Annotated in this window: 17 protein-coding genes; 3 read left to right on the top strand and 14 right to left on the bottom strand. The window is 57.3% G+C overall.

The features are described 5' to 3' along the window. From I8J29_RS05330 to I8J29_RS05310, 5 genes are all read right to left on the bottom strand, one after another. Positions 1–2,886, bottom strand: coding sequence for an ABC transporter permease (locus I8J29_RS05330; RefSeq protein ID WP_208846622.1), 2,886 nt, complete (start codon positions 2,884–2,886; stop codon positions 1–3). A gap of 22 nt (positions 2,887–2,908) precedes the next feature. After that, positions 2,909–3,922: an efflux RND transporter periplasmic adaptor subunit gene (locus tag I8J29_RS05325; protein WP_208846621.1), complete on the bottom strand. Its 1,014-nt coding sequence runs from the start codon at positions 3,920–3,922 to the stop codon at positions 2,909–2,911. Next, the gene (locus I8J29_RS05320; RefSeq protein ID WP_208846745.1) at positions 3,915–4,655 is read right to left on the bottom strand and encodes an ABC transporter ATP-binding protein; all 741 of its coding nucleotides are present in this window, start codon (positions 4,653–4,655) and stop codon (positions 3,915–3,917) included. The genes I8J29_RS05325 and I8J29_RS05320 overlap by 8 nt, the downstream gene beginning before the upstream one ends. A 358-nt stretch (positions 4,656–5,013) precedes the next feature. Next, a complete protein-coding gene (locus tag I8J29_RS05315; protein ID WP_208846620.1) occupies positions 5,014–5,547 on the bottom strand; it encodes a GNAT family N-acetyltransferase in 534 nt (177 codons plus the stop codon). A gap of 160 nt (positions 5,548–5,707) precedes the next feature. Then, entirely contained in the window at positions 5,708–6,160 is a 453-nt protein-coding gene (locus I8J29_RS05310; RefSeq protein WP_208846744.1) for a VOC family protein, read from the bottom strand. 198 nt (positions 6,161–6,358) lie between these two features. Between I8J29_RS05310 and I8J29_RS05305 the strand changes: the two genes are divergently transcribed. Then, the gene (locus I8J29_RS05305) at positions 6,359–6,748 is read left to right on the top strand and encodes a YmaF family protein (protein ID WP_208846619.1); all 390 of its coding nucleotides are present in this window, start codon (positions 6,359–6,361) and stop codon (positions 6,746–6,748) included. A 151-nt stretch (positions 6,749–6,899) separates the two neighbouring features. Here the strand turns inward: I8J29_RS05305 and I8J29_RS05300 are convergent, their stop codons facing one another. Continuing rightward, positions 6,900–7,568, bottom strand: a complete 669-nt coding sequence (locus I8J29_RS05300) for a Type 1 glutamine amidotransferase-like domain-containing protein (protein ID WP_208846618.1) — start codon at positions 7,566–7,568, stop codon at positions 6,900–6,902. Between the two features lie 210 nt (positions 7,569–7,778). On the opposite strand from I8J29_RS05300, the gene I8J29_RS05295 reads away from it, so the two are divergent. Further along, positions 7,779–8,201, top strand: coding sequence for a hypothetical protein (locus tag I8J29_RS05295; RefSeq protein ID WP_208846617.1), 423 nt, complete (start codon positions 7,779–7,781; stop codon positions 8,199–8,201). 67 nt (positions 8,202–8,268) lie between these two features. On the opposite strand, the gene I8J29_RS05290 is transcribed toward I8J29_RS05295, so the two are convergent. The 8 genes from I8J29_RS05290 to I8J29_RS05255 all read right to left on the bottom strand — a co-directional run bounded on the left by I8J29_RS05290 (position 8,269) and on the right by I8J29_RS05255 (position 20,624). Further along, a complete protein-coding gene (locus tag I8J29_RS05290) occupies positions 8,269–10,065 on the bottom strand; it encodes an RCC1 domain-containing protein (protein WP_208846616.1) in 1,797 nt (598 codons plus the stop codon). A gap of 317 nt (positions 10,066–10,382) precedes the next feature. Then, on the bottom strand, positions 10,383–11,222 hold the full coding sequence (locus tag I8J29_RS05285) for a phytanoyl-CoA dioxygenase family protein (RefSeq protein WP_208846615.1): 840 nt from the start codon (positions 11,220–11,222) through the stop codon (positions 10,383–10,385). A gap of 18 nt (positions 11,223–11,240) precedes the next feature. Next, a complete protein-coding gene (locus I8J29_RS05280) occupies positions 11,241–12,776 on the bottom strand; it encodes an extracellular solute-binding protein (RefSeq protein ID WP_208846614.1) in 1,536 nt (511 codons plus the stop codon). A gap of 163 nt (positions 12,777–12,939) precedes the next feature. Further along, positions 12,940–13,800, bottom strand: coding sequence for a carbohydrate ABC transporter permease (locus I8J29_RS05275; protein WP_208846613.1), 861 nt, complete (start codon positions 13,798–13,800; stop codon positions 12,940–12,942). Continuing rightward, positions 13,794–14,759, bottom strand: a complete 966-nt coding sequence (locus I8J29_RS05270) for an ABC transporter permease (protein ID WP_208846612.1) — start codon at positions 14,757–14,759, stop codon at positions 13,794–13,796. The genes I8J29_RS05275 and I8J29_RS05270 overlap by 7 nt, the downstream gene beginning before the upstream one ends. Before the next feature lie 129 nt (positions 14,760–14,888). Beyond that, positions 14,889–16,646, bottom strand: coding sequence for a cache domain-containing sensor histidine kinase (locus I8J29_RS05265; RefSeq protein WP_208846611.1), 1,758 nt, complete (start codon positions 16,644–16,646; stop codon positions 14,889–14,891). A 6-nt stretch (positions 16,647–16,652) separates the two neighbouring features. Further along, positions 16,653–18,209 carry a response regulator transcription factor gene (locus I8J29_RS05260; RefSeq protein ID WP_208846610.1) on the bottom strand — a complete coding sequence of 519 codons (1,557 nt, stop codon included), beginning with the start codon at positions 18,207–18,209 and terminating at the stop codon, positions 16,653–16,655. A gap of 165 nt (positions 18,210–18,374) precedes the next feature. Then, positions 18,375–20,624, bottom strand: coding sequence for an FAD-dependent oxidoreductase (locus I8J29_RS05255; protein ID WP_208846609.1), 2,250 nt, complete (start codon positions 20,622–20,624; stop codon positions 18,375–18,377). Between the two features lie 133 nt (positions 20,625–20,757). Here I8J29_RS05255 and I8J29_RS05250 point away from each other — a divergent pair, with 133 nt between their 5' ends. Further along, positions 20,758–21,549, top strand: coding sequence for an AraC family transcriptional regulator (locus tag I8J29_RS05250; protein ID WP_208846608.1), 792 nt, complete (start codon positions 20,758–20,760; stop codon positions 21,547–21,549). Positions 21,550–21,729: the final 180 nt, after the last annotated feature.

Here is a 21,729-nt window from a genome sequence, read left to right as displayed (position 1 = left end):
CTAATCCTCCCCGAGCTTGACCGCTTGGTGAATATTCATCCGCTTCAGCAGCCAGCACAGAATGACGAGCCCGGCGGCAAGCATGAGACAGGTCGAGATGCCGAGCCGGAAGACGTCCGCATGATCGCTGATGACTTGGAAAGGCGGCACGATCCGGCCCGGATCGAAGGAAAGCTGGAACAACGGCACGTATATTTGCCCGGCGGCGAATCCGGTCGCGATGCCGATGAAGAAGCCGGCTCCGGTCGTCAGCAGCTGCTCCAGCGTCATCATGCCGAGAAGCTGCTTGAAGGAAATCCCCATCGCGCGATAGATGCCGAATTGCAGCATGCGCCCCTGGAGCAAGAGCAGCCAGAAGAGCATGAAACCAAGGAAGCTGACCGCGAGCGAAATGATGAAGCCGAGCGTCATGACGCCGTTGATCGCCATCCGGAACGGATCCATGCGGCTCTCGGCAATGCTGCCGATCGTATCCTCGAACTTCTCGAGCTTGATCCGGCGCTTCTCCATCTCGCCTAGCAGCGCCTGCCTGTTCGCGCCGGGCTTCAGCTTCAGCCAGACGTCGTACGGCTCCATGCCGAGCTCGTTCTGGATCGTATCCAGGTGGCCGACGATCAGCATCGGATTCCGCGGCTTGCCGTCGCTGTCCTTCGGCCCGGCGACCGGATTCGGGTTGAAGGCCGGAAAATAAGGCACGATGCCGTATACGACGAGGCGCGTCGGACGAATCCCTTCCCAGCCCACGTCCAGCGTATCGCCGACTTTGGCGCCGTAATAATCGGCCGCGGTCTTCGACAGCAGCACCGCATGCGTATCCGAAGCGATCACGTTCAGATAATCATAGAACGGGTACGGCGTCAGGCCGTCCTTCATCCACGCGGCATTGCCGAAGGCGTCCGTATCGATGCCCACCAGCTTGACCTTGCCGCTCTTCGTGCCCAGCCAGGCTTCCCCTTCTTCCTTCGTAAACACCTTGGCGGCCGTATCGACGCCCGGCAGCGATTCGATCCATTCGAACGGCGGCTCCATGTAATGGATGATGTCCGGCGGCGGCGCCGACTGCACCGGCTGCGTCGCCTGCGGAACCGGCGAGGCGGCCGGCGGCGCATCGTTCTCCCAGTGCTGGCGAAGCACGATGTCGCTGCCGCCGGCGTACCGGATTTGGTCTTCCATGTTCACGTTCAGCGTGCGTGCCGTATTCGCGTTATAGATGCCCGTGCCGACGGTCAGAATCAGAAACAGCATGAGCCCGTGATAGATGCGGTTCCGGCGAATGACCAGCAGCAGCGTCGTGTAATATTGCGGCGCCCACAGCCTGCGCCCCATCCGGTAGACGAGCGCCACGAACAACGGATACAGCCGAATCATCAGAAGGCCGAAGCCGAGAATGAACAGCGTCGGGATCGTATACAGCAGCGGATCGGCGGACAGCGATTTACCGTCCAGCCCCAGCTTGACGAGATCCGTCATCCGCTGCCGGAACACGTAATGGCCGTACAACGCAATGGCGATCAGCACGAGGTCGACGGCGAAGAGCTGCCAAACGGGCCGTTTGCCGTCGCGCGCCTTCGCCCGCTTCTGGTCGACGATCGAATGCTTCGTTGCGATGAAGACCGGAATCAGGTTGAGCATCCAGGCGGCGATTACCGCGCCCGCCGCGTATTTCCAGCTCTCGGCGTCCATATCCGCCTTCATCGATCCGCGGTCGACGAAGTTCAGGAACGTGCTCGTCGCTCCGAGCACGCGCGTAAAGGCGACGCCGAGCCAAGGGCCGATGGCGAAGGCCGCCAGGGCGAGCAGCCCGAATTCGGCCGCATACATCAAGACGAGATGATTCCGCGACGCGCCGCGGCTGCGAAGCACGGCGATCTCCGACTGCTGGCGCTCGACGAGCATGCTCGTCACCATGAAGAAATAGAACGCGATCAGAATAAACAGCGGCACGTTCAGCGACCAGAGCAGCGCGCGCAGCGTCTTCTCCCGTTCGCCGTAAGCCGTCATCGCCTCGCTGCCCGGCACCGAGACGGAGGAGCTGACCGAATAGTTGTACGCCCCCATCATGTCCGGCGCCAGGTTCGTCTTCAGCTGCAGCGCGTAAGCGGCCGTATCGAGGTCGAATCGCGAATAATCGCCGATCGCCGTCCCGCCGAGCTTGCCGATGATGATCGGACGCTTCGCGATGAAATCCCGTTCGAACAACCGCTCGGGCAGGAACAGCGTGTTCTGGTCGTTCTTCAAATCCTGCATGCCCCAGAACGGATCGTTCAGATCCTTCTCCGCGATGACGGCGACCGGCTTGACGCGGATCGCTTGATCTTTCACTTTCGGATCCTTGATGTCGTATTCTTGCCCGAGCAGCATGCCGAGCTGTCCGAGCGCGCTGTCCGTGACCATGACCTCGTAGACGCCGTCCGCCTTCGCCGCCGAAGGCAGTTTGCCGTCGACCAGCCGGACATGGTCTTCGATGCCGGAGCGCATGGCCAGCTTGGCGCTGCGCTTCGCGTTCGGATCGACGCGCGTCGGATCGGCCGGCGCGAGCCCGAACCGAACCGTCTCGACCAGCTTCTGATTCTGCGTCACGTGGAGCAGCGGATTCCCGGCAACATGCGAGGACCAATAAGCGTCGAACCGCTTCAACACGCTCGCCTGCACCTTCGCGTTGTCCGTTTGCATGGTGAACTGCGCGGCGATCATGCCCGGATGCTCCCCGGTCTGTTCGTAGCTCCGCTCCAAGTCCAGTACGAGCATATGATGCAGCACGGCGTTCTTGTAGATCGGCATGCTCGACGTCAGCGCGATGCATATGAGCATGCCGCCGAACAAGCAGATGACGAGCCAATAGTTTCGGGCCATCTTTCGCAGCAGCATGATGAGAACGGATAGCATTCCCTCGATTCCCCCCGGTGGCTTACGGAAGAATGATCTTCATTCCTTCCTGAACGCCTTTCACGATCTCGTATTCCGTCGCGGTCGCGAGACCGGTCTCGATATCGATCTCCTTGCGCCGCTCGCCTTCCAGCACCTGCACGAACGTACGGCCGAAATACGCGCGGATCGCGCTCTTCGGGAGCACGATGACGTTGTCGCGGCGGGCCGCGACGATCGTCGCCTCCGCATGCGCGCCGAACGCGGCGCCTTCGGGCAGCTTGCCGAGCTCGATGTACACGGTCTTGCCGTATTCGTCGCGCAGCCGTTCATCGGCGGTTTCCGGAGCGGAGGCCGGCGTCTGCGTCACCTTGCCCTTGTACGTTTTGTCCTTATACGTGACGTCCGCTTCCATGCCAATCTTAATATCGGCCAGCGCCGGATTGGCGGCCGACTCGAGCGCCAGCCGCATGCCGTCCGGCTGCGCGACCGCCGCCAGCACGCGCCCCGCGTCGAAATGATCGCCGGGCTGCAAATCGGTCGAATAGGAGACGACGCCGTCCGTTTTGGCGCGAATGACGCTGCCGTCGGCCTTCTTCTTCGCCTTGTCGTACAGCAGCTCGGCAAGCTCGAAATCCAGCTTGGCGATATGCGCGCTCTCCGCGTCTCCGTCTCGATTCGCATCGTTCAGCGCCTGCTTCTTGCGCTCGTATTCGATTTGGCGCTCCAGCAGCTCGATATCGGACCCGTTATTCTCCAGGGTGACGAGCACGTCGCCTTTCTTCACGGCGCTGCCGGCCCTGACGTCCACCGACCGGATGACGCCCGCGTCCTGCGGTTGGTAGTACGCGATCTTCGTCGGCACGAAGGCCGCGGAGCCCGAAACCTGCTTCACGATGCTGCCGCTCTTGGCGTCGATCGTCCGAATCTCGGCCTGCGCCGGCTTGACGAGCGGAGGCTTCAACGGCGCCTGCTCGTTCGGCAGCAAGCTGCAGCCGGCCGACGCGGCGCTCGCGATGAGCAGCGCGCCGAGCGCCAGCGCCCGGGCTTTAGACACGCTTGATGGTATCCGAACCAATTCGTCCATCCTCCAGTGCATGAACCTGATCGACGAGATTCATGATGTGCGGGTCGTGGGTCGTGAGCACGACGCTTACGCCTAGGGTGCCTACCAGTTCACGGAATACTTCGATGATTTGTTTGCCCATGCGGGAATCCAATTCGGCCGTCGGCTCGTCCGCCAAGATCAGCTTCGGCTTGTGGGCGATGGCCCGGGCGATCGCGGTCCGCTGCTGCTCGCCGCCGGAGAGCTCCTGCGGGCGATGGTGCATGCGCTGCGCCAGTCCGACGAAGGAGAGCGCTTCTTCGGCCAGCCGTTTGCGGTCGGAAGCCGGCGCGCCGGCAATCCGGAGTCCCAGCTCGACGTTCTCGAACGCGCTCAAGTACGGCACCAACGCGAACGATTGAAAAATCAAACCGATTTCTTTTTTCCTCATCTCGTTTTTTTGCTGTTCGCTCATTCGGCTTCCGTCTCTGCCGCCATAGAAGACCGCCCCTTCGCTCGGAGCGTCCAGCGCGCCCATAATATTCAGCAAGGTCGTCTTGCCCGAGCCGGACCGGCCCTTCAACGCGATCAAGGAACCCGCGCCGACGCTGAGCGTGGCGCCTCTTAATGCATAAACCCGCGTTTCCCCTCTTCCGAATACGCGCGTCACGTTGCGGACATCCAGTATCGGAGCCCGCGAAGCCTCTGAATCACGCAAAATCAATCCCCCTTCGTCAAGCGGCATCAATTTGGTAAACGCTTTCATTTCCATAACTCTACTATAGCAAACGGTTATCAAATAGTACATTGCCTGTTATGCGATTTTCATTTATTTGTTATGAATATTTTTAGGATCGCGCTAATATTCCGCCGAACCCTAATGCATAAGGAAAAGCGTTCCCTCTTCGCCCATGCAAAAAGCCCAGGATCTTCATCCTGGGCTTGCGCTAGACCGAGTAAAACTCATTATGCGGGTTCCTAAACGTTTTTCGGTCCCGTCCGAATTTGGTTTGCTAGCTCGTCCATTCGGTTGCGAACTCGTTCGAATCCGACGTCGCCCGCGCCTTAGCAGCTGCGGCCTGTCATCGAATCGGTTAGCGCGGTTAGAGCGGTTTATCCATATAGGTCACAACTTCAGCGTCCATCCTGGTGTTCCCTTCCGCATCCATGGAACCCCAGCGAATCGTAAAGTCGCCATGGCCCCAATCGACGTAGCCGAGCTTTTCGTAAAGCCGTTTCGCATCCGGATTGTCGCTGCTGCCGACTTCCAAGCCGATACGGGTACAACCATGCTCTTTTGCCAACCGCTCCGCTTCGCCTATGATTGCCGTAGCGACCCCTTTGCGCCGGTATTCATCAATCGTCAATCCGCCTTCAAGAAAGGCGCTGTTCGCCACATCGATCCGAGCGGATACTGCTTCATCCTGAGGCCCGCTCCATCGAACGAGGAAGCCGCCGACCGGAGTTTCGAGATGCCAGGCAATCAGATATACGCCTTCGCCGTTGCTCTGGACCTCGTATCTTCGATGTTGGGGGCGGGAATAGTCCCCGGGCGAGAAGATGCGATGCACGCAATCGATTTGAACCGCATCAGCAGGTTTTACGACAAACTCAAATGGCTTTTCCGGATCATCCATATGCTGTTCCTCCGCAGATCATGACAAATAGTAGTTGAAGTGCGCAGTCCACTCCGTCGTGTTTACGCCCGTTAGTCGAACAAAGGCCTCCGAACCATCTTGGTCGGCCGCCTTCGTCAGCGGAATCCCGTCCGGGTCGTCATGCGATTTTCAAGGTCGCTTATTTATTTCCGAGTTGTTCCGCCAAACCGATTAAAAGTCCTTCGTGTCCGCGAATGTAGCAGAGCCGATACGAATTTTCGTATTGAACCACTTCGCCAACGAGCTGAGCGCCATGCTTCATGAGCCTGGCTACCAATTCGTCAATCTCTTCAACGGCGAACATGACGCGTAGATATCCGAGGGCATTGACAGGGGCAGTACGGTGATCCGATATGGGAGGCGGGGCGAGAAATCGCGAAAGTTCAAGGCGGCTGTGGCCATCCGGGGTCACCATCATCGCAATCTCGACACGCTGCGAACCCAGCCCGGTTACGCGGCCGGCCCATTCGCCTTCGACGGTAGCCCGCCCTTCGAGCTTCAAGCCGATCTCCTCGAAGAAAGAAATGGCGCCGTCAAGGGATTCTACGACGATGCCGACATTGTCCATTCGTAGTAATTTGTTTTTTTCCATCATTTATCTCTCCTTAGGGGTGCATTGTACTGCCTGATCACCTTCCTATTGATTTTATCAGAGATTTCTAATTCCTTCCAAACGCGTAACATCTATCACGGGTAAAGTTTGTGCTGGGCGGGCTTAAGCCGCTTCCCGCATCCTCTATCTCCATAGACTAATCCTGTACTTTATGCCTTTAAAGAGAAGGAGCCCCTTATGAAAATTCCCGTTACTGGGTTTGTAATGGATTCTGAAGACGATGATCGTCAGCACTCACACAAACTTTATATCACTTCCTTCAATGGAAGCCCGGTTCATGTTCATTCCATTTCCGGTATAACAGCCATCAATGACGGACACTCTCACCAGTATGCGAGCTGGACTGCCACAGCCCCTACCGGTGTGCCTCATGTCCACAGCTATGATACCTTTACTTCCATGAATCAAGGTCATGCGCATCGCATTCAGGGGACCACGGGTCCTGCCATCGCGCTTCCGGGCGGCGGACATTACCACTTATTTGAAGGGTTTACGACAATCGACGGCAGTAACCCGCATTCGCATGCCTATAGCGGGCGATCAAGCAATGAAGTCGGTAGTCGATAAGCTAGGCATACGGCTTACTCTACATTTTAATAGGAATCGTAACGATCCCGCCCATCGGCGCAACGAAATAATGGAGCAGCTGCCGCCGGCAAGCTGCTCCAAGATACGTTTGAACCGATCGTGTCCCGTTAGCTCCGCAGCGATGTAACGGTCAGGGTGAAAAAAGTTTCCACTGTCCTTCGGAGACCACTTCGACTGCTCCGTCGATCACTTTGATGGCGGTCTGATCATCCATCGCATACGCCGGTCCCTGCATCCCGGCGGCCCATCTCTCCGCGGCAGCCATGGTGTTCCCCGGCAGCATTTCGTGTTCCAGATGCGGAAAGATCGCGAAATCGACCAGCTTCAGCGCTTCGTCGCCGCCGCCCGGCGGCGTCCAGCCGACGAAGTACTCCCCGATATTCGGTGCCATCACCATACTCCCGGCGCTCAGTCCCACATAGACGGCGCTGAGCGACGGCAAGAGATCGGCCAGTCCGGACTGCCGCATCCAGTGGCATAGGTAAAGGGCGTCGCCGCCCGACACCAGCAGGACATCCGTCTCCCGGACCAGCGGAACCCAGCGGTCCTCGTCGATGCTTGGCAGCGCCGTGAGCTCCAGCACGCCGACGGACTTCCAGCCCAGGTCGACCAGACGATCCTCGGAATTCCCGCTGATGAACTGCCAGGTTTTGACGCCGGGGCCGACCCAGGGGTGCCCGTACATCGCGGTGGGGATGCACAGGGCGTTGGCTTCGGCGATCGGCTTGCCCAGCATGTCAACCAGCGCGTCGCGTATGCTTTTGTTAATGATGCCTCCCGATGTGAGCAATAATTTCATACCATTCACTCCTTTACGTTGTGTGCGTCTGTCGTCCTTTAGACGTTTCAAGGCAGGGTGCGATTGTCTATCGGGACAGCTTCAGCTTCCTGCATGGACTGTGTTCGAGATCAGGATCGCGCGATCCTGCCCGCCAACTCTTCATTGGTCTGTAACTAATGAAGGAAATTTCCGGATCATACCGAACATACATAAAAGGAGGCGATACCCGTGGCTACAGAAGCCTTTACTAGATTGAAAGCGTTGTCCTGGCAAGAAGCGAAGTTCCTCGCATTTATGGCACATGTCCATGAGCTTGACAAGATTACATACGCCTTTGAATTCAGAACCGCAGAAGCGCTTCATGTTTTCTATCTTACCGAAAATTCGCTGGATGAGGTCACTTCTTACGAAGGGGATCAGCTCTCGGTCAGCTTGGATGCCATTTCATTCAAGGACATCAACAAAATCAACATCACGTTCAGTGCGTTCAACATTGATCCAGACGATGACGTGGAATTCAGTAGGCTTCCTTTCGTCGCAACCATCTCGACCGCAGCAAGAGAATTCACGTTGGACTTCTCCGATGAAAGGAACCGCTACAAGCTTAAGGACGTAAGAGAGCTGCTCTTCAAGCTTAAGACATTGATTTAGCCGCTCTCCGGAGCGGTTTTCTTTTTCCGCATCCGTAACCGGTCTCTTCCACGCCTCCGTACGTTCTTCAGCGACGATCCGATTGAATCGTCACATACACGAATACCTTCTTCGTCGGACTGTAATCTTGGTCCGAATGTCCTTTCACGCTCCACGATGCGGTGTACCCTTCCGGTATATCGGCAGCGCTATGCTCGATACCGTCCGGGAGCTTGTCCGTCGTGATCGGTAAGGGGTGACCGTCTCCCGAGGCCTCCATGATCAAGTCATAATTTTTGCCTGACGGCGATAGCATGGAGACATTCACTTTCCCATGCTCGCCTTTTGGGAAGGTCCACGATCCGCTCAACACTTGGTTTGGCGACGAAAGGTACCCGTAATATAACGAAACCCGATACGCGTGCCGGTCATCCGAATAGGTTTTGGAATCGGATAGCTGAAAAGAACCGGAAATCGGAACGGCAGTCGTGGCGACGATCACGCCTTGGTTCAGACTTTCATGATTATCGGCATCGACGGCGACCACTGTAAAGCGGTAGTAGGTTTTGGGAGACAGCCCCTCCGCCGCATAGCTGTTCGCGTCCCCGTTCAGAGTAGCCAGCAGCGTATCGTCCCGGTATACCAAGTACTTATCTACGCCCGTATCATCCGAAGCCGGCTGCCAATTCAGCCGTACGCCGGTAGAGGTCGCATCGGTAACCGTCAGCACGTCGCCCTTAGGCCACTGCGGCGTATCTGAAGCGGATCCGCCAATGCCTTGAACTTGTATGGGCGTCGTGGCGTTAATCGCAAACCATCCCCAACTCCAGACGGTTCCGTCGCTTGAAAGCGCCAAACTGTCTTCACCTCCCGCAGCGATGGCCTCCACCGAGCCCAGACCTTTCACTGGAGCGGGATAAAAACGGCGCGTCGTTGTTCCATCACCCAGTTGGCCAGAAGAATTACCCCCCCACGCCCAGACGGTTCCATCGCTTTTAAGCGCCAAATTATGGTCGTAACCCGCAGCGACGGAACGGACAGACTGGAGGCCCTTCACTTGTTCAGGCGTAAAACGGTACATTTCGCCGCCTGTCGTAAATCCCCACTGCCATACCGTCCCATCGCTCTCGACGGCCAAATTGTGATAACCATTCGCAGAAATGGCGACCACCGAACTTAGTCCCTGCACCTGAATGGGGATATTGGATTTGTCGATGTCCCGGTTACCAATGCCCAGCTGGCCGTACACATTTCTCCCCCACGCCCAAACGGTTCCGTCGCTTTTGAGTGCCAAACTATGATCTATTCCCGCTGCAATCGCGACTGCCGAACGAAGATCTTTCACCTGAACGGGACCGGCGTTATCCGAGGGGCTCCATCCATCGCTCGACGAATATCTTCCATCGCCGAGTTGGCCCCATAGATTGTCCCCCCACGCCCAGACGGTCCCGTCGCTTTTGAGTGCTACATTATGAATAGCCCCTGAAGCAATGGCGACCATGGAGCTAAGGTTGCATACTTGAACGGGAGTCGAGCGATCGGAACCGTCCGTCGGATCGCATAATCCGAGCTGGCGCTCGTAATTACTGCCCCACGCCCAGACGGTTCCGTCGCTTTGGAGCACCAAATTATGCCGAGTACCTACCGATGTGGCGGCTGCAGAACCGAGTCCTTGCAGCTTAACGGGAGTTCGAAAGCCCGGCGACCACTGCCAAACGGATCCGTCCTCCGTAAGCGCTTGACCTCCGGCATCAATCCTCGTTACACCCGATTTCGAACTCCCCGCCGCCTTCGCGGAAGCGGTTTCGGCGGCGGATGCCCGAAAGGGTAAAAGCAGCATCAGCAACAGCAGCCCGCAAAAGAAAAGCAGCAACGACCGTTTCATCCAACTTTCCTCCTATCATGGATTTTCTACCTTAATCTACCATATTACGGAATGCTTTGGACCCGCTTATGGCACTAATTACATATCCCGATTATGAAGAATACGATAAGGCAGCCGAGCTACCCGGATCGGCTGCCACCTATTCGGGGCAACTACCGAGTTACTTGGATCCGTTCGTTACAAACGAAAAACGGCAGCCTCGGACTGATGTGAAAGTCCTAGACTACCGCGGTTTCATCGATTATTCGCGTCCCGTTCGTTCAGCAGCGTTTGCATGCGATTCCATGATGCCATCGAGGGGCTTGTCGCGTGCCGCGTTATTCATTCGAATAGGCGTCATGACCGTGGCCGGCTCCCAGCCATAACGATTTGAGCGGCACCATCGATTCCTCGGGCACGTAATACTTGAAGCAGTTGCTGCTGATGTCGCCAAGCAGCTGGCGCCGGATCGGCGAAGCCCCTTCGAGCAAGCGGTCCGAAGCCCGGTGATAATCGATCGGCCGCATCCATATCGGGCTGTAGCCGATAAACAACTGCCGCCGCGTAAAGCCGGATCGGTTCGGGGCGCCGGCATGCCAGAGGTTTTGCGGGAAGATAAACGCATCGCCCGGTTTGCCGCATACCTGGATTTCCCCTTGGACCGGCACATCCACATCCGTTTGCACCGGCGAGAAGTCGGCCTTCAGGTGACTGCCGGGTATGATCTTCGTATTGCCGCGATCCGGTTCCGACATATCGCTCAAGATGTAGCCTACTTTCACGTAATAGATCGAAGTCAGCCCGTGAATGCGCGGAAACTGCGGATGCGGTCCATCCTGATGCCAATTGATGAAGCTCTGGGAATTCGTCTTGATATCGTCCGGATTCGGCTTGCGCACCGTTAGGTGCGAGATGTGCAGCTGAATATTGAACCCGAGTAGATGGACCATGAGCGGCAGCAATGACGGTTCATCGATCAGTCCGGCAATTTCCGGATGCCGCTCGACGCTGTTGTACCAATTATAGGACAGCGATTCGGCTTCGCCGGCCAGCAGTTCATCGACGGCCAGATTCAGCCGCGCTACCCGTTCTTCCGACAGCGCGTTTCGCAGAATCAAGTACCCGTCCCGGCGGAATTGCCGGACCAACTCCGCCATATCGGGCTGTTGGGTTGTCATGGCGACCCCTTCCTCCTTTTATTTGCCGTATCCGAGCTCCTCCAGCTGCTTGGTCGACGCATCCATGTACGTTTTGAAGTTCATGCTCGATTCAAGCGTCTGAAGGAAGGCGTCGTATCCGGTGAGCGGGCTTTTGCCGTAGATGAATTTCACGAATTCTTCTTCGATGAAACGGCCGGCATCCGCCGGGTTGTAGCCATCGGGATTGGTCAGGAAGCCGTTCAGAATTTGAATTCTCGGCTGGCTGTTGGCGAATTCGATGTACTTCGTTTGCGGCGCGAATTTCGTCTGCAGGTAGGTCATTTCCGGCCGGCCGGTAAACTGGTACAGCCACGTGAAGCCCGCTTCCTTGCCCATTAGCTCGGTTGGCACGACCTTATCGCCATCCAGGTTGTAATGCGTTCCGCTGATGCCGAACTGCACGAGCATCGAGCCGTCCTGGCCGGAAACGTAATTCAGCAGATCGAATACTTTCTGCAGCTTATTCTTGTCGTTCTCCAGCGCCTTCGGGATCGCGTAAATGCCGGAGGTGCCGCCGATGTCGAACGGACCGTCGTATTGACCGCCCGGACCTTTCGGAGGGGCAAGCTGGATCCAATCCGCGTTTGGATTCACTTTTTTGATTTGCTCGGTAAATTGATCCTTGCTGAGGTTCGGCCAATCGATCCAGACGATTCCCGCTTGCCCCTTGATCGCCTTCTCCTGATGCTGAAGGCCGGTATTGGCCATGATTTCCGGGTCGACGGCCCCGGTGTCGATCAGCTTCTTGATATAGCCGAGCGCGTCTTTCATCGCCGGGTCGTACAAGGAATTAGTCAGCTTCCCGTCCTTGACGTAGAACGTGTTCGGGTCTCCGACGCCGAATGCGCCGAAGATCGGGGCGAACGCGGAGAGCTTGCTTCCGGTAAGGCCAAGCGTGTCTTTCTTGCCGTTGCCGTCGGGGTCTTGATCGGCGAACGCCTTCACCACGTTCAGAAATTCGTCGGTCGTCGCAGGCGGCTGGAGGCCGAGCTTATCGAGCCAATCCTTGCGGATCCAATAGGTATTGTACGGGATGTTGGGCGCTTTCGGAATGGCGTAGACTTTGCCGTCCATCGTCGTCTTCTTCAAGCTGTCGTCGCCGATAAAGCCTTTAACCGGCTGCAGCTTATCCATGTAGGGGGTCAAATCGAGCAACAGTCCCTGCTCCACGAATTGCTTCAGCGAGGCGCGGTCCGGCACCTGGAACAGATCGGGAAAATTACCGGATGCCAGCCGCACGTTCAACTGGTTTTTGTAATCATCCCCGGACGCGTAGACGGTTAAGTTCAAATCCGACTGAATCGCTTTGTCGATGGCTTGTTTAATAAAATCCTTATCCGGGGTCGGCAAGTTATTGCCGGTTTCGATGATGTCGAGTTTGACCGCGCCGGCCGGTTCGGCGGCATTCGCGGTGCTGTCGGCCGGCGCGCCGCCGGAAGGCTCTTGGTTGGAGGAATTGCCGGACGAACAGCCCGCAAGCACGAGGCACGACAGGATACTGACGGTAAGCACATTGCTAAACGTTCGCTTCATGAGTTACGCTCCCCTTTCTAATAGGGCCGGGCGATGAAGAGGCGGCGGATCCAATCTCGGGATGCAAGTCATGTTTGCTCGGCCAACGTTCTCGCCAGACTCTAAAACCCTTATATTGTTTCAACCGGCCTCGCCCGTTCCTGCAGTAACGGGGGGCCGAGCTTCAACCTTTGACGGAGCCGAGCAGCATGCCTTTCGTAAAGTGCTTCTGCAAAAACGGATACACGATAATAATGGGCAGGCTGGCCAGAATAACGGAAGCCATTTGCAGCGTTTCGCTCGGCGTCATATTTTCGGCGTTTTCGAGCGGCTGCTGCGTTTGAATCAAAATCTCCCGCACGACCACCTGAAGCGGAAACAACGAGCGATCGGTCACGAACATGATGGCTTGAAAAAATTCGTTCCAGTGGCCCACCGTATAGAACAGTCCGATGGTCAGCGTGACCGGCACGGACAGCGGGACGACGATTTGCAGCAGGATGCGAAATTCCTTGGCCCCGTCGATTCTCGCGGATTCGAACAGCTCTTCGGGGAGCGACTCGTAGAAGCTCTTCATGATGAGCACGTTGAAGCTCCACACGAGGTTCGGCAAAATCATCGCCCAAATCGAATCCAGCAGCCCGAGCGACTTGACGACCAGGTAAGTCGGGATGATCCCGCCGCTGAACAGCAGGGTAAACACGACCATCATGAGAAAAAAATTGCGGCCCGGCAGCTGTTTGCGGCTGAGCGGATAAGCCATTAACGCCGTGATGGCCATATTGAGCATCGTGCCGACGACCGTGATCAGCACGGTAACGCCGAACGCGCGCGGGATATTCGATTCCGTGAGCAGCTTATGGTACGCGTCGAAGGTGATCGATCTCGGAACGAGAATGAAGCCTCCGTTTTTGAGCACCTCGCTGAACGGCGTGAGCGAAACGGATAGGACGTACAGCAGCGGGAATACCGCGACGAGCCCGCAAGCGAGCAGGATCGCGAAGACAACGGCGTTCGCGATGCGGTCGTTCGCGCTTTTTACCATATGCCTTCCCCCCAACGCTTCGCGAGTTTGTTCGATCCCAGCACCAGGATCAGCCCGATCGCGGCCTTGAACAATCCGACCGCGGACGCCAGGCTGAAATTCAGCTGCTGCAGACCGGTACGGAACACCCAGGTATCGAGTATGTCGGCGACGGCATACACTTGGATGTTGTACATGATGTAAATTTGCTCGAAGCCGGCATCGAGGATATGGCCCAGGTTCAAGATCAGCAGCATGATGATGACGGTCCGGATGCCGGGGAGCGTAATGTGCCAGATCATCCGCATTCGTCCCGCGCCGTCCACCCGCGCCGCCTCGTAAAGCGTAGGGTCGATGCCGGAAATCGCGGCCAAATAGATGATCGCCCCCCAGCCTAGATTCTGCCAAATTTCCGATCCGACCAATAGGGATCGAAAGTATGACGTCGAGGTCAGGAAGGGAATGGCCTCTCCCCCCGCGTCTTTCACCCATTGATTCACCAATCCGGAGCTTTGGGACAGCAGCGCGAGCAAAATGCCGTAGATGATGACCCAGGACAAGAAGTGCGGCATATACGTTAAGGTTTGGATCAGCGACTTAAACCATTTGATCCGGCATTCGTTAAGCAGCAGCGCCATGGCAATGGGCGGTATCATGCCGAAAATCAGCTTGTAAAGGCTGATCAGGAACGTGTTCGTCAGCAGCTGCGAGAAGTAAGGCGAATGAAAAAAGGTTAAAAAATGCTTGTTCCACGGGCTTGCCCACGAGCTGTTCCAGATCCCTTCCATCATGTTGAAATCCTTGAACGCGATGATGACGCCGTACATCGGGATGTATTTGAAGACGATATAATAAACGAGTCCCGGCAACAGCATCAAATAAAAGGCCTTGTAGCGCCAAACGGTTCTGCCGAGGGCGAAAACGACGCCCGGCTTCGGCGCGGTCTCCTGGACGGGCGGCACTGCGGTCCGTTGGCTCATAGCATAGGATCACCTCGCTTCGTTGTAAGCGCATTCTTCGAATGGCCAACCCAAGTATAGCAAGGCAAGCATTGCCTTAACTATGCAGCGATCTTACGAAATCAAGCACAAAACCGACACTCTTTCCGATCATCTTCGCTCAACGGGGATCGTAATGCAGACGACCGTTCCCTTATTGGGCAGGCTGCCGATCCTTAGCCCGTAAGACGCGCCGTAGCGCAGCCGCAGACGGTGGTGAACGTTCGCCATTCCGATGCCGGAGGCGTGCCCTCCGATCTGATCCGCCTGCTGCTCGTTAAGCGCTTTCAAGAGCTTCGGCTTCTCCATCCCGGTTCCGTTATCGCGGATAAAGAACCGCAGTTTCCCTTTGCGCGCGGATCCCCGTACGCGAATGAGTCCGTCTTCGCGGCGGCTGGGCGCGATCCCGTGAAAGACCGCATTCTCCAATATCGGCTGCAGCGTCAGCTTCAGGATCCGGCAAGATAACGCTTCGGGATCGATGTCCTGCTCGTACCTGAATTTATCTCCATACCGGATCTTCTGGATTTGCATGTACATGTTCAGCCCTTCCAGTTCTTCCTCCACCGTCAAGAACTCCGATGTTTTATCGAAGCTGAACGATAACACGCCGACAAGCGCCCTGATCGTTTCCTTGACCTCTTTGGTCCGATGCTGCTTGGCCAAGCTTCCGATGCAGGCCAGCGTATTGTACAGAAAATGGGGGGCGATCTGGCTTTGCAGCACCTTCAATTCGAGCTGCTTCTTCCGCTCTTCCATGCGCTTCGTTTCCTGAAGCAGATTGCGGATCCGCTCCATCATGGCGTTGAAGCTTTGGGCGAGACGCCCGATCTCGTCCTCCCTTCTCACGACAAGGCTCGGAATCACGCCCATGTCGTGAACCCGGTCCATCTTGACCGCCAGCATCCGGATCGATTTGGTCATATAGCGGGACATGGCAAACGCCATGAACAGCAGGACGCCGAGCCAAATGCCGGCCGCCGTCTTGTAATTATCGAACAGGCGGATGACGTTCTGATAGAAATACCGGTCTTTGATCAGCACGAGCAGCGTCCAGCCCAGCCGGTTCTGTCCGGATTTGACGACGACCAGCTTGCCGGTCGGCCCGCTCAGATCGGTTGCCGTCACCGGGAGCCCGGCCAGCCGATCGACGAACGCTTCGGGGAGATCCTCGTGATACGTGCCCGGTCGTTGCGGCAGCATGCCGTTATCGCGGTCGAACGTCACCACCTTGTCCTTATCGGACATGATGACGAACGTCTGATAGGTGCCGGAAGTCAGTTCGCTTATTTTCCGGTTCAATTTATCCAAGTCGAGCTCGATGACCGCAACCCCGATAATTTCCCCGTTGTCGGCGCTGATCGGACGGGAGATGGCTACCGTCTCGCCGGAGAGCGGCGAGACGTAGGGCTGGCTCACGACGGCCGCCCCGTAGGTTTGCTGCGACTTGTCATAGATCTCGTTCAGCTTCGGATTGCCGATAATCTCGTAATTGACCTGGGAGCTGGAGAACACCTTGCCGTCCCTGCGGATGACATATAACGTTTTCACGAGCGCGCTGTTGTTTTCGGCGATGAACCGGAGCGATTCGGATAACTTGCCGCCGTCCCCTTCCCGCAGCAGATTGGCGTCCGTCGACAACAACAGCAGCACGTTCCGGCCGTTGTCCAGATAGGTGTCGAGAAACTGGTTGGTACGCGCGACCAAGACCACGGAATCCGATACCATCTGGTTCTTAAACAAGTCGGCCGCCCGATAGTAGTTATTCCAGGCCAATAGGATAAAAAACGCAAACGTGACGATGAATAAAAACAAAAACTGCCTGGTCGCCAAGCTCCATCTTCGGTACCAGCGATAGATCCGGTTCATTCGCCATCACCCTTTGCCGCCTTGTTCTGCCAGCCTTAGCTCGGTCGGAGCAGTTCCCGTCCATTCGCGAAAGATGGCGGAGAAATAGCGATAGCTCGGGATGCCGACCTGCTGCGCGATCTCGTATACGCGAAGCGAGGTGTGCTGCAGCAATTCGGTCGCCTTCTCTATTCGCGTCCCGGTCACGAAATCATTGAACGAAATGCCGGTTTCTTCCCGAAACAGCCGGCTCAAATAATTCGGACTTAACCCGACCTCCCGGGAAACGGCGCTCAGCGTGATATTCTTCTCCAAATTCTCCGCGATGAACGCCTTGGCATCCGCGATTTCCCTGCGGCACTTCTTGATCCTGGCGTACGACTCGAGGATCTCATGAACGAAAACTTCCGCCAGTTCGTGGAGCGTACCGGCATCGGCGATCCGGCTTGGCGCCTTCCGTCCGCTGCCGCCTTGCGCCGCTTGTTCCCGGTGCCGATCCCGGAGCCGCTCGGCGACGAACATGCGCAGCTCCTCGGGCGCGAACCGTCCGCTCATCGCCCAAGCTATGAAATCCCCGCGAATGACCTTCGCCAGCTGCTCCCGGTCCCATTGCGCTTTGCGAAGCTTGTCCGACATGTCGTTCGCCGATTGTTCGTCGAGCGAAGCCGGTCCGGCTGACGGCATCGCGAATACCCGGCCGGTGCCGTCATAGAAGACCGCATCCGGCCTCTCGCAAACGCCTCGGTACGCAGCGCCAAAATCCGCGCTTCTCCGGATGGGCTCGCTGATGACGCCGTACAGCCTGTACGCATCGCTAAGAAAAGGAAGCCTGAGGTCGATCGAGCGATACAGCTCTTCCGTGATCGTCTCCATTTCGCGCCATACCTCCGGCGGATCGCCTTCTTCCGCACGAAACATAAGCACGTAAATGCCGGTATCGGCCGGAAACCAAGAAAACGGCTTCAGGTTCTCCAACGTCGTCAGCGATTCTTCGATGGCTTGATGAACGAATAAACGGCTTTCTTTTCTCGCTTCCGCATGAAGCGCGGCAAGCCGTAACGGAAACCGGCTTCGGAAACCGGCTTGCAGCCAGGCCGCAAGCCCGCCGTCATCGGCCGACTGCCGAATCATGACCATGAGCTGCTCCGGCCTCTTCCGCCGCAGGCGTTCCGCCTCGCTTTGCTGCAGCGATTTTTCGCGATACGCGCGCTCCTTCGCCCGCTGCAGCGCTTCTGCGAGATCGCCGTCATCCATCGCGACTTTCACAAGGTACTCGACCGCGCCGAGCTTGACCGCTTCCTTCGCATAGGCGAATTCCGAGTGGCAGGTCAGCAGAATCACCTGGATGCGCGGGAACTCCGACTTCAGGCTACGAAACAGCTCGAGTCCGTTCATGACCGGCATCGTAATATCCGTGATGACGATATCGGGCGCCAGGCATCGGCAAAAACGCAGCGCGTCCTCGCCGTTCTCCGCTTCTCCGATCCATTCGGCCTGATGCTGCTCCCAGGCAAACAAACGAAGCTCCTGCCGGATCGGCAGTTCGTCATCGACTACCAATACCGTGAATCGATCGTCGTTCATATGGCACCTCCCCCGATAGAAACAATCAACTAGTAACGTTCGGCTAGTAACGATAACTAACAATCAAATAGAATCGAATAAAAAGGATCGATGAAATAGAAACGGACAGCAAGAAGATGGCCTGCGGAACAGCCGCAGTACCATCTTATTGTTATCGCCTATGATCTATTCGTACACCCGGACTTCGACGATTTCGGCGCGCGGGCTTCCGTTCGTCGCGTAAACCGAGATCCGGATCCGGTCCGTGGCGACCGCCGCGTCAAGCGTGTGGACGCGTTTGCGTTTATGATTGTTTTGTTCTTCCGCTAGCGTCATCCATTCGCCGTTCGCATACCCCTCGATGGCATAGTTTCGAACGAGTTCCGGCATGATGGGAAACGGCGTGCGGTGGTGATGAAGATTGATCAAGTCCTCGTTGACGTCGTCGTTGAACGTCACATGGACCGACCGGACATGCGCCTGCTTCGCCCAATTCAGCTCCAACCATTCCGGCGCGTCCGGCCGCATGGCGACGGACGACCACTGATGCGGCCCCGCGTACGGACGGTGATAGCCGTCGACGGCTTTCTCCGGGGAGAACGCATCGGTCCGCGAGAGCAGACGGAAGCAGAACGGCTTGCGAACGAACGGCCGCATGCTCCATTGGATGACGGGCTGCGACGGCTGATGGTCCTCGAGGTCTGCCGATACGATCGGCGTCGGTCCTTTGACGAACGACAGGACGCCCGTTTGCGGTTGAGCGGACAGATACAACGACAGCCGTTCGTTGCCCTTGATCACAAGAAAAGCGTTCTGCGGCGCAGCCGGTTTCCAGCGCAATTCCAGCTTCACCCACTGCCTCGCGCCTTTGCCGACCTGCGTCGATGCAGCCGTCTGCAGCGTATGCGGCACGTAGTTCTCGCCCCGGCCCGTATTCCAGAGCTCGACCGTCAGCGTCGCCGCCTCCGCGGCATCGACCAACAGTTCGATGCCGTCAATGTCCGGGTCCGCCGGCAGCAGCAAGCCGACGTCGGACGCAAGCGGATAGGCTTCCGCCGGCGCGTCCGCCGCGAAACGGGTCATCGTGCTGGATGCCTTGACGTTCGCCCGCAGCGCCAGGTCGGCCGGATCCTCGTTGCGCAATCCGATAATCGAGGCATCCTGCCTCAGCATCGTTTGCTGCAACGCATGCAGATGGCCGTTATGCAGCTCGCGCGGCGTGATGCCCTTCTCCACGCTTAAAGCCGCCCCGGTGCCCGCGGCTTCCCCGATAACGGCGCAGGTCGCCATGACCCGCGTCGTGCCGAACGCGACGTGCGACGCGCTGATGTCGCGGCCGGCCATGAGCAAATTGTCGACGTTCACGGAATACAGCGAACGGAACGGAATATGATAGATGCCGTCCATATGCAGGTGTTTGGATCCGCTTTCAGTCGAATACATGCCTTGCGGCGGATGCAGATCGATGGACCATCCGCCGAACGCGATGCGGTCCTCGAATTCGCGCTGCGCCACGATGTCGTTCTGATTGAGCACGTAATCCCCGATAAATCGGCGATACTCCCTTTTTCCGGGGAGAGAGCCGACCCATTCCAGCGTCATCGTCTCCGCATCGAACTTGCCCGAGTTTTTGATATAATCCCAGATTCCGTAAATCGCGGCCCACAGCTCGTCGCGTATCCGCTCGTTATCGTGAACCGTATCGAATTCGCCGCCCCATTCGATCCACCAATAGGCGCAGCCGTTATCGCCGCTGCGGATGACCCGTTTCAACGGAATCGTCGTCTGCGTGATGTCCTTGGCAAAGGAAGGCGGGATGTAGGTCACCGGCTGGCCTGCATCCTTCGTGTAGAACAGGAGCGTGCTGCCGAGCGTGATGTCGTCGGCGACGGCTGGCGCCCAATCCTCGTTATATTCGTCTCTCGCCTCGCGGCCGACGCGATGCTTGGCTCCGGCGAGAAACCCCACCAGCCCGTCGCCCGAGCAATCGAGATACACGGCGCTTTCGAATCGGATCCGCCGCTCCGATCCCATCATCCAGCCGGTAACGGAGCGTATCGTCCGGTGATCCTCGTCTCCGTCGGCTTCGACTTCATGCACGTCCGTATTGAGGAATAAGCGGATATTCGTCTCCGCCCGCACCGTCTCCATGACGACCAAATCCCAGAAATAGGGGTTTCCTTCCATATTGCGATACTGGTTTTGGATGAACATTTCGCCCATAATGCCGGTTTCCCTCGCATAGCGGTGCGTTCCGTGCGCCGTAGCGCCGCACACCCATACCCGCACCTCGCTGCTGGAATTTCCGCCGAGCACGGGCCGGTTCTGAACCAGCGCTACCGTTCTGCCCAGCCGGGCCGCGGCGACCGCCGCGCACACCCCCGCCAACCCGCCGCCAATAACCGTAATATCCGACGATACGACTTCCTGCCTCATGTCGCATGCACTCCTTCGAATGGGATGAATATCCGTAATTTCATCATATAAGTTCCTCTTTCCAAATAACATGCACCGTATTACGATTATGGATATACTTTATTTCATAGGTTTGACAAAGGCGGTGACGCGGATGAAGTCGGGTGAAGACGCACGGTTGGTTTCGCATGTGTACTGGGACCGGAAAGAACGGTTCGCGCTTGACCGCGATCGTTATCCTTACTGGTCGATGTTTGCTGCCGAGGAAGGCAGATTCGTCTATTCCATACAGGATCATACCGGGGAGGCCGGTTTTGGCGACTTGGTGATCTGTCCGCCGAATACATGGTTCCATCGTCGAACCGTGAGCCCGCTTAGCTTTCACTTCTTCCATTTCGGTTGGGAGGCGGATACGGAATCGCGGTCCGCGGAAGAGCTTGGACCCAAGGGGAAGATCAGCGTCGCGGATGCGGAACGATTGTCGTCCGACTTCCGTTATTTGAAGCGATTGGCACCGGAACGGGACCGGATCGCGCAGGCGCATAAACAGCATTTATTGAACGACCTGCTGCGGCTGTCGAGCTTGGAGCGGGGAGCCGATGCGAATCCGGTACAGGGCGGCATCGCCACGGAGCTGCAGGAAGCGCATCGATATATGACGGTCCATGCCTACGCGCCGCTGAACATGCGGAGCTTAGCGCATTCGCTGAAGCTGACGCCGGTTCAGCTCACCCGGCGGTTCCGCGCGGCCTATGGAATGACGCCGTCCGAATTCGTCACGGAGCTCAGGCTTGCCCGGGCATGCCGGCTGCTGGAGGAAACCACCCTCAGCATGGATAAAATCGCTTCCCGGTGCGGGTATGAAAACGGCTTTTATTTAAGCCGCGTATTCCGTCACAAGCGCGGCATGACCCCTTCCTTTTACCGGAAAGCGCATCGGGTGTAGCGCTATTGTACGCCCATCCGCGCCGTGTTCCCAGCAAGACGCCGGCCACCCGAACGGCTGCCGTCGTGCAACCCAAGCACTTGAATGTCAACTCCGTTTCCTTCCCCGTCTCTCGCGGAACGCCAACAACCCATTCGTAGATACGAATGGGTTGTTGGCGTTTGCGCGCTTGCGACGTAA

The organism is Paenibacillus artemisiicola (genome assembly GCF_017652985.1).
In the GTDB taxonomy this organism is placed as follows: domain Bacteria; phylum Bacillota; class Bacilli; order Paenibacillales; family Paenibacillaceae; genus Paenibacillus_Z; species Paenibacillus_Z artemisiicola.
Note: the sequence above shows the minus strand (reverse complement) of the source record. Positions and strands in the feature narration are given on the sequence as shown.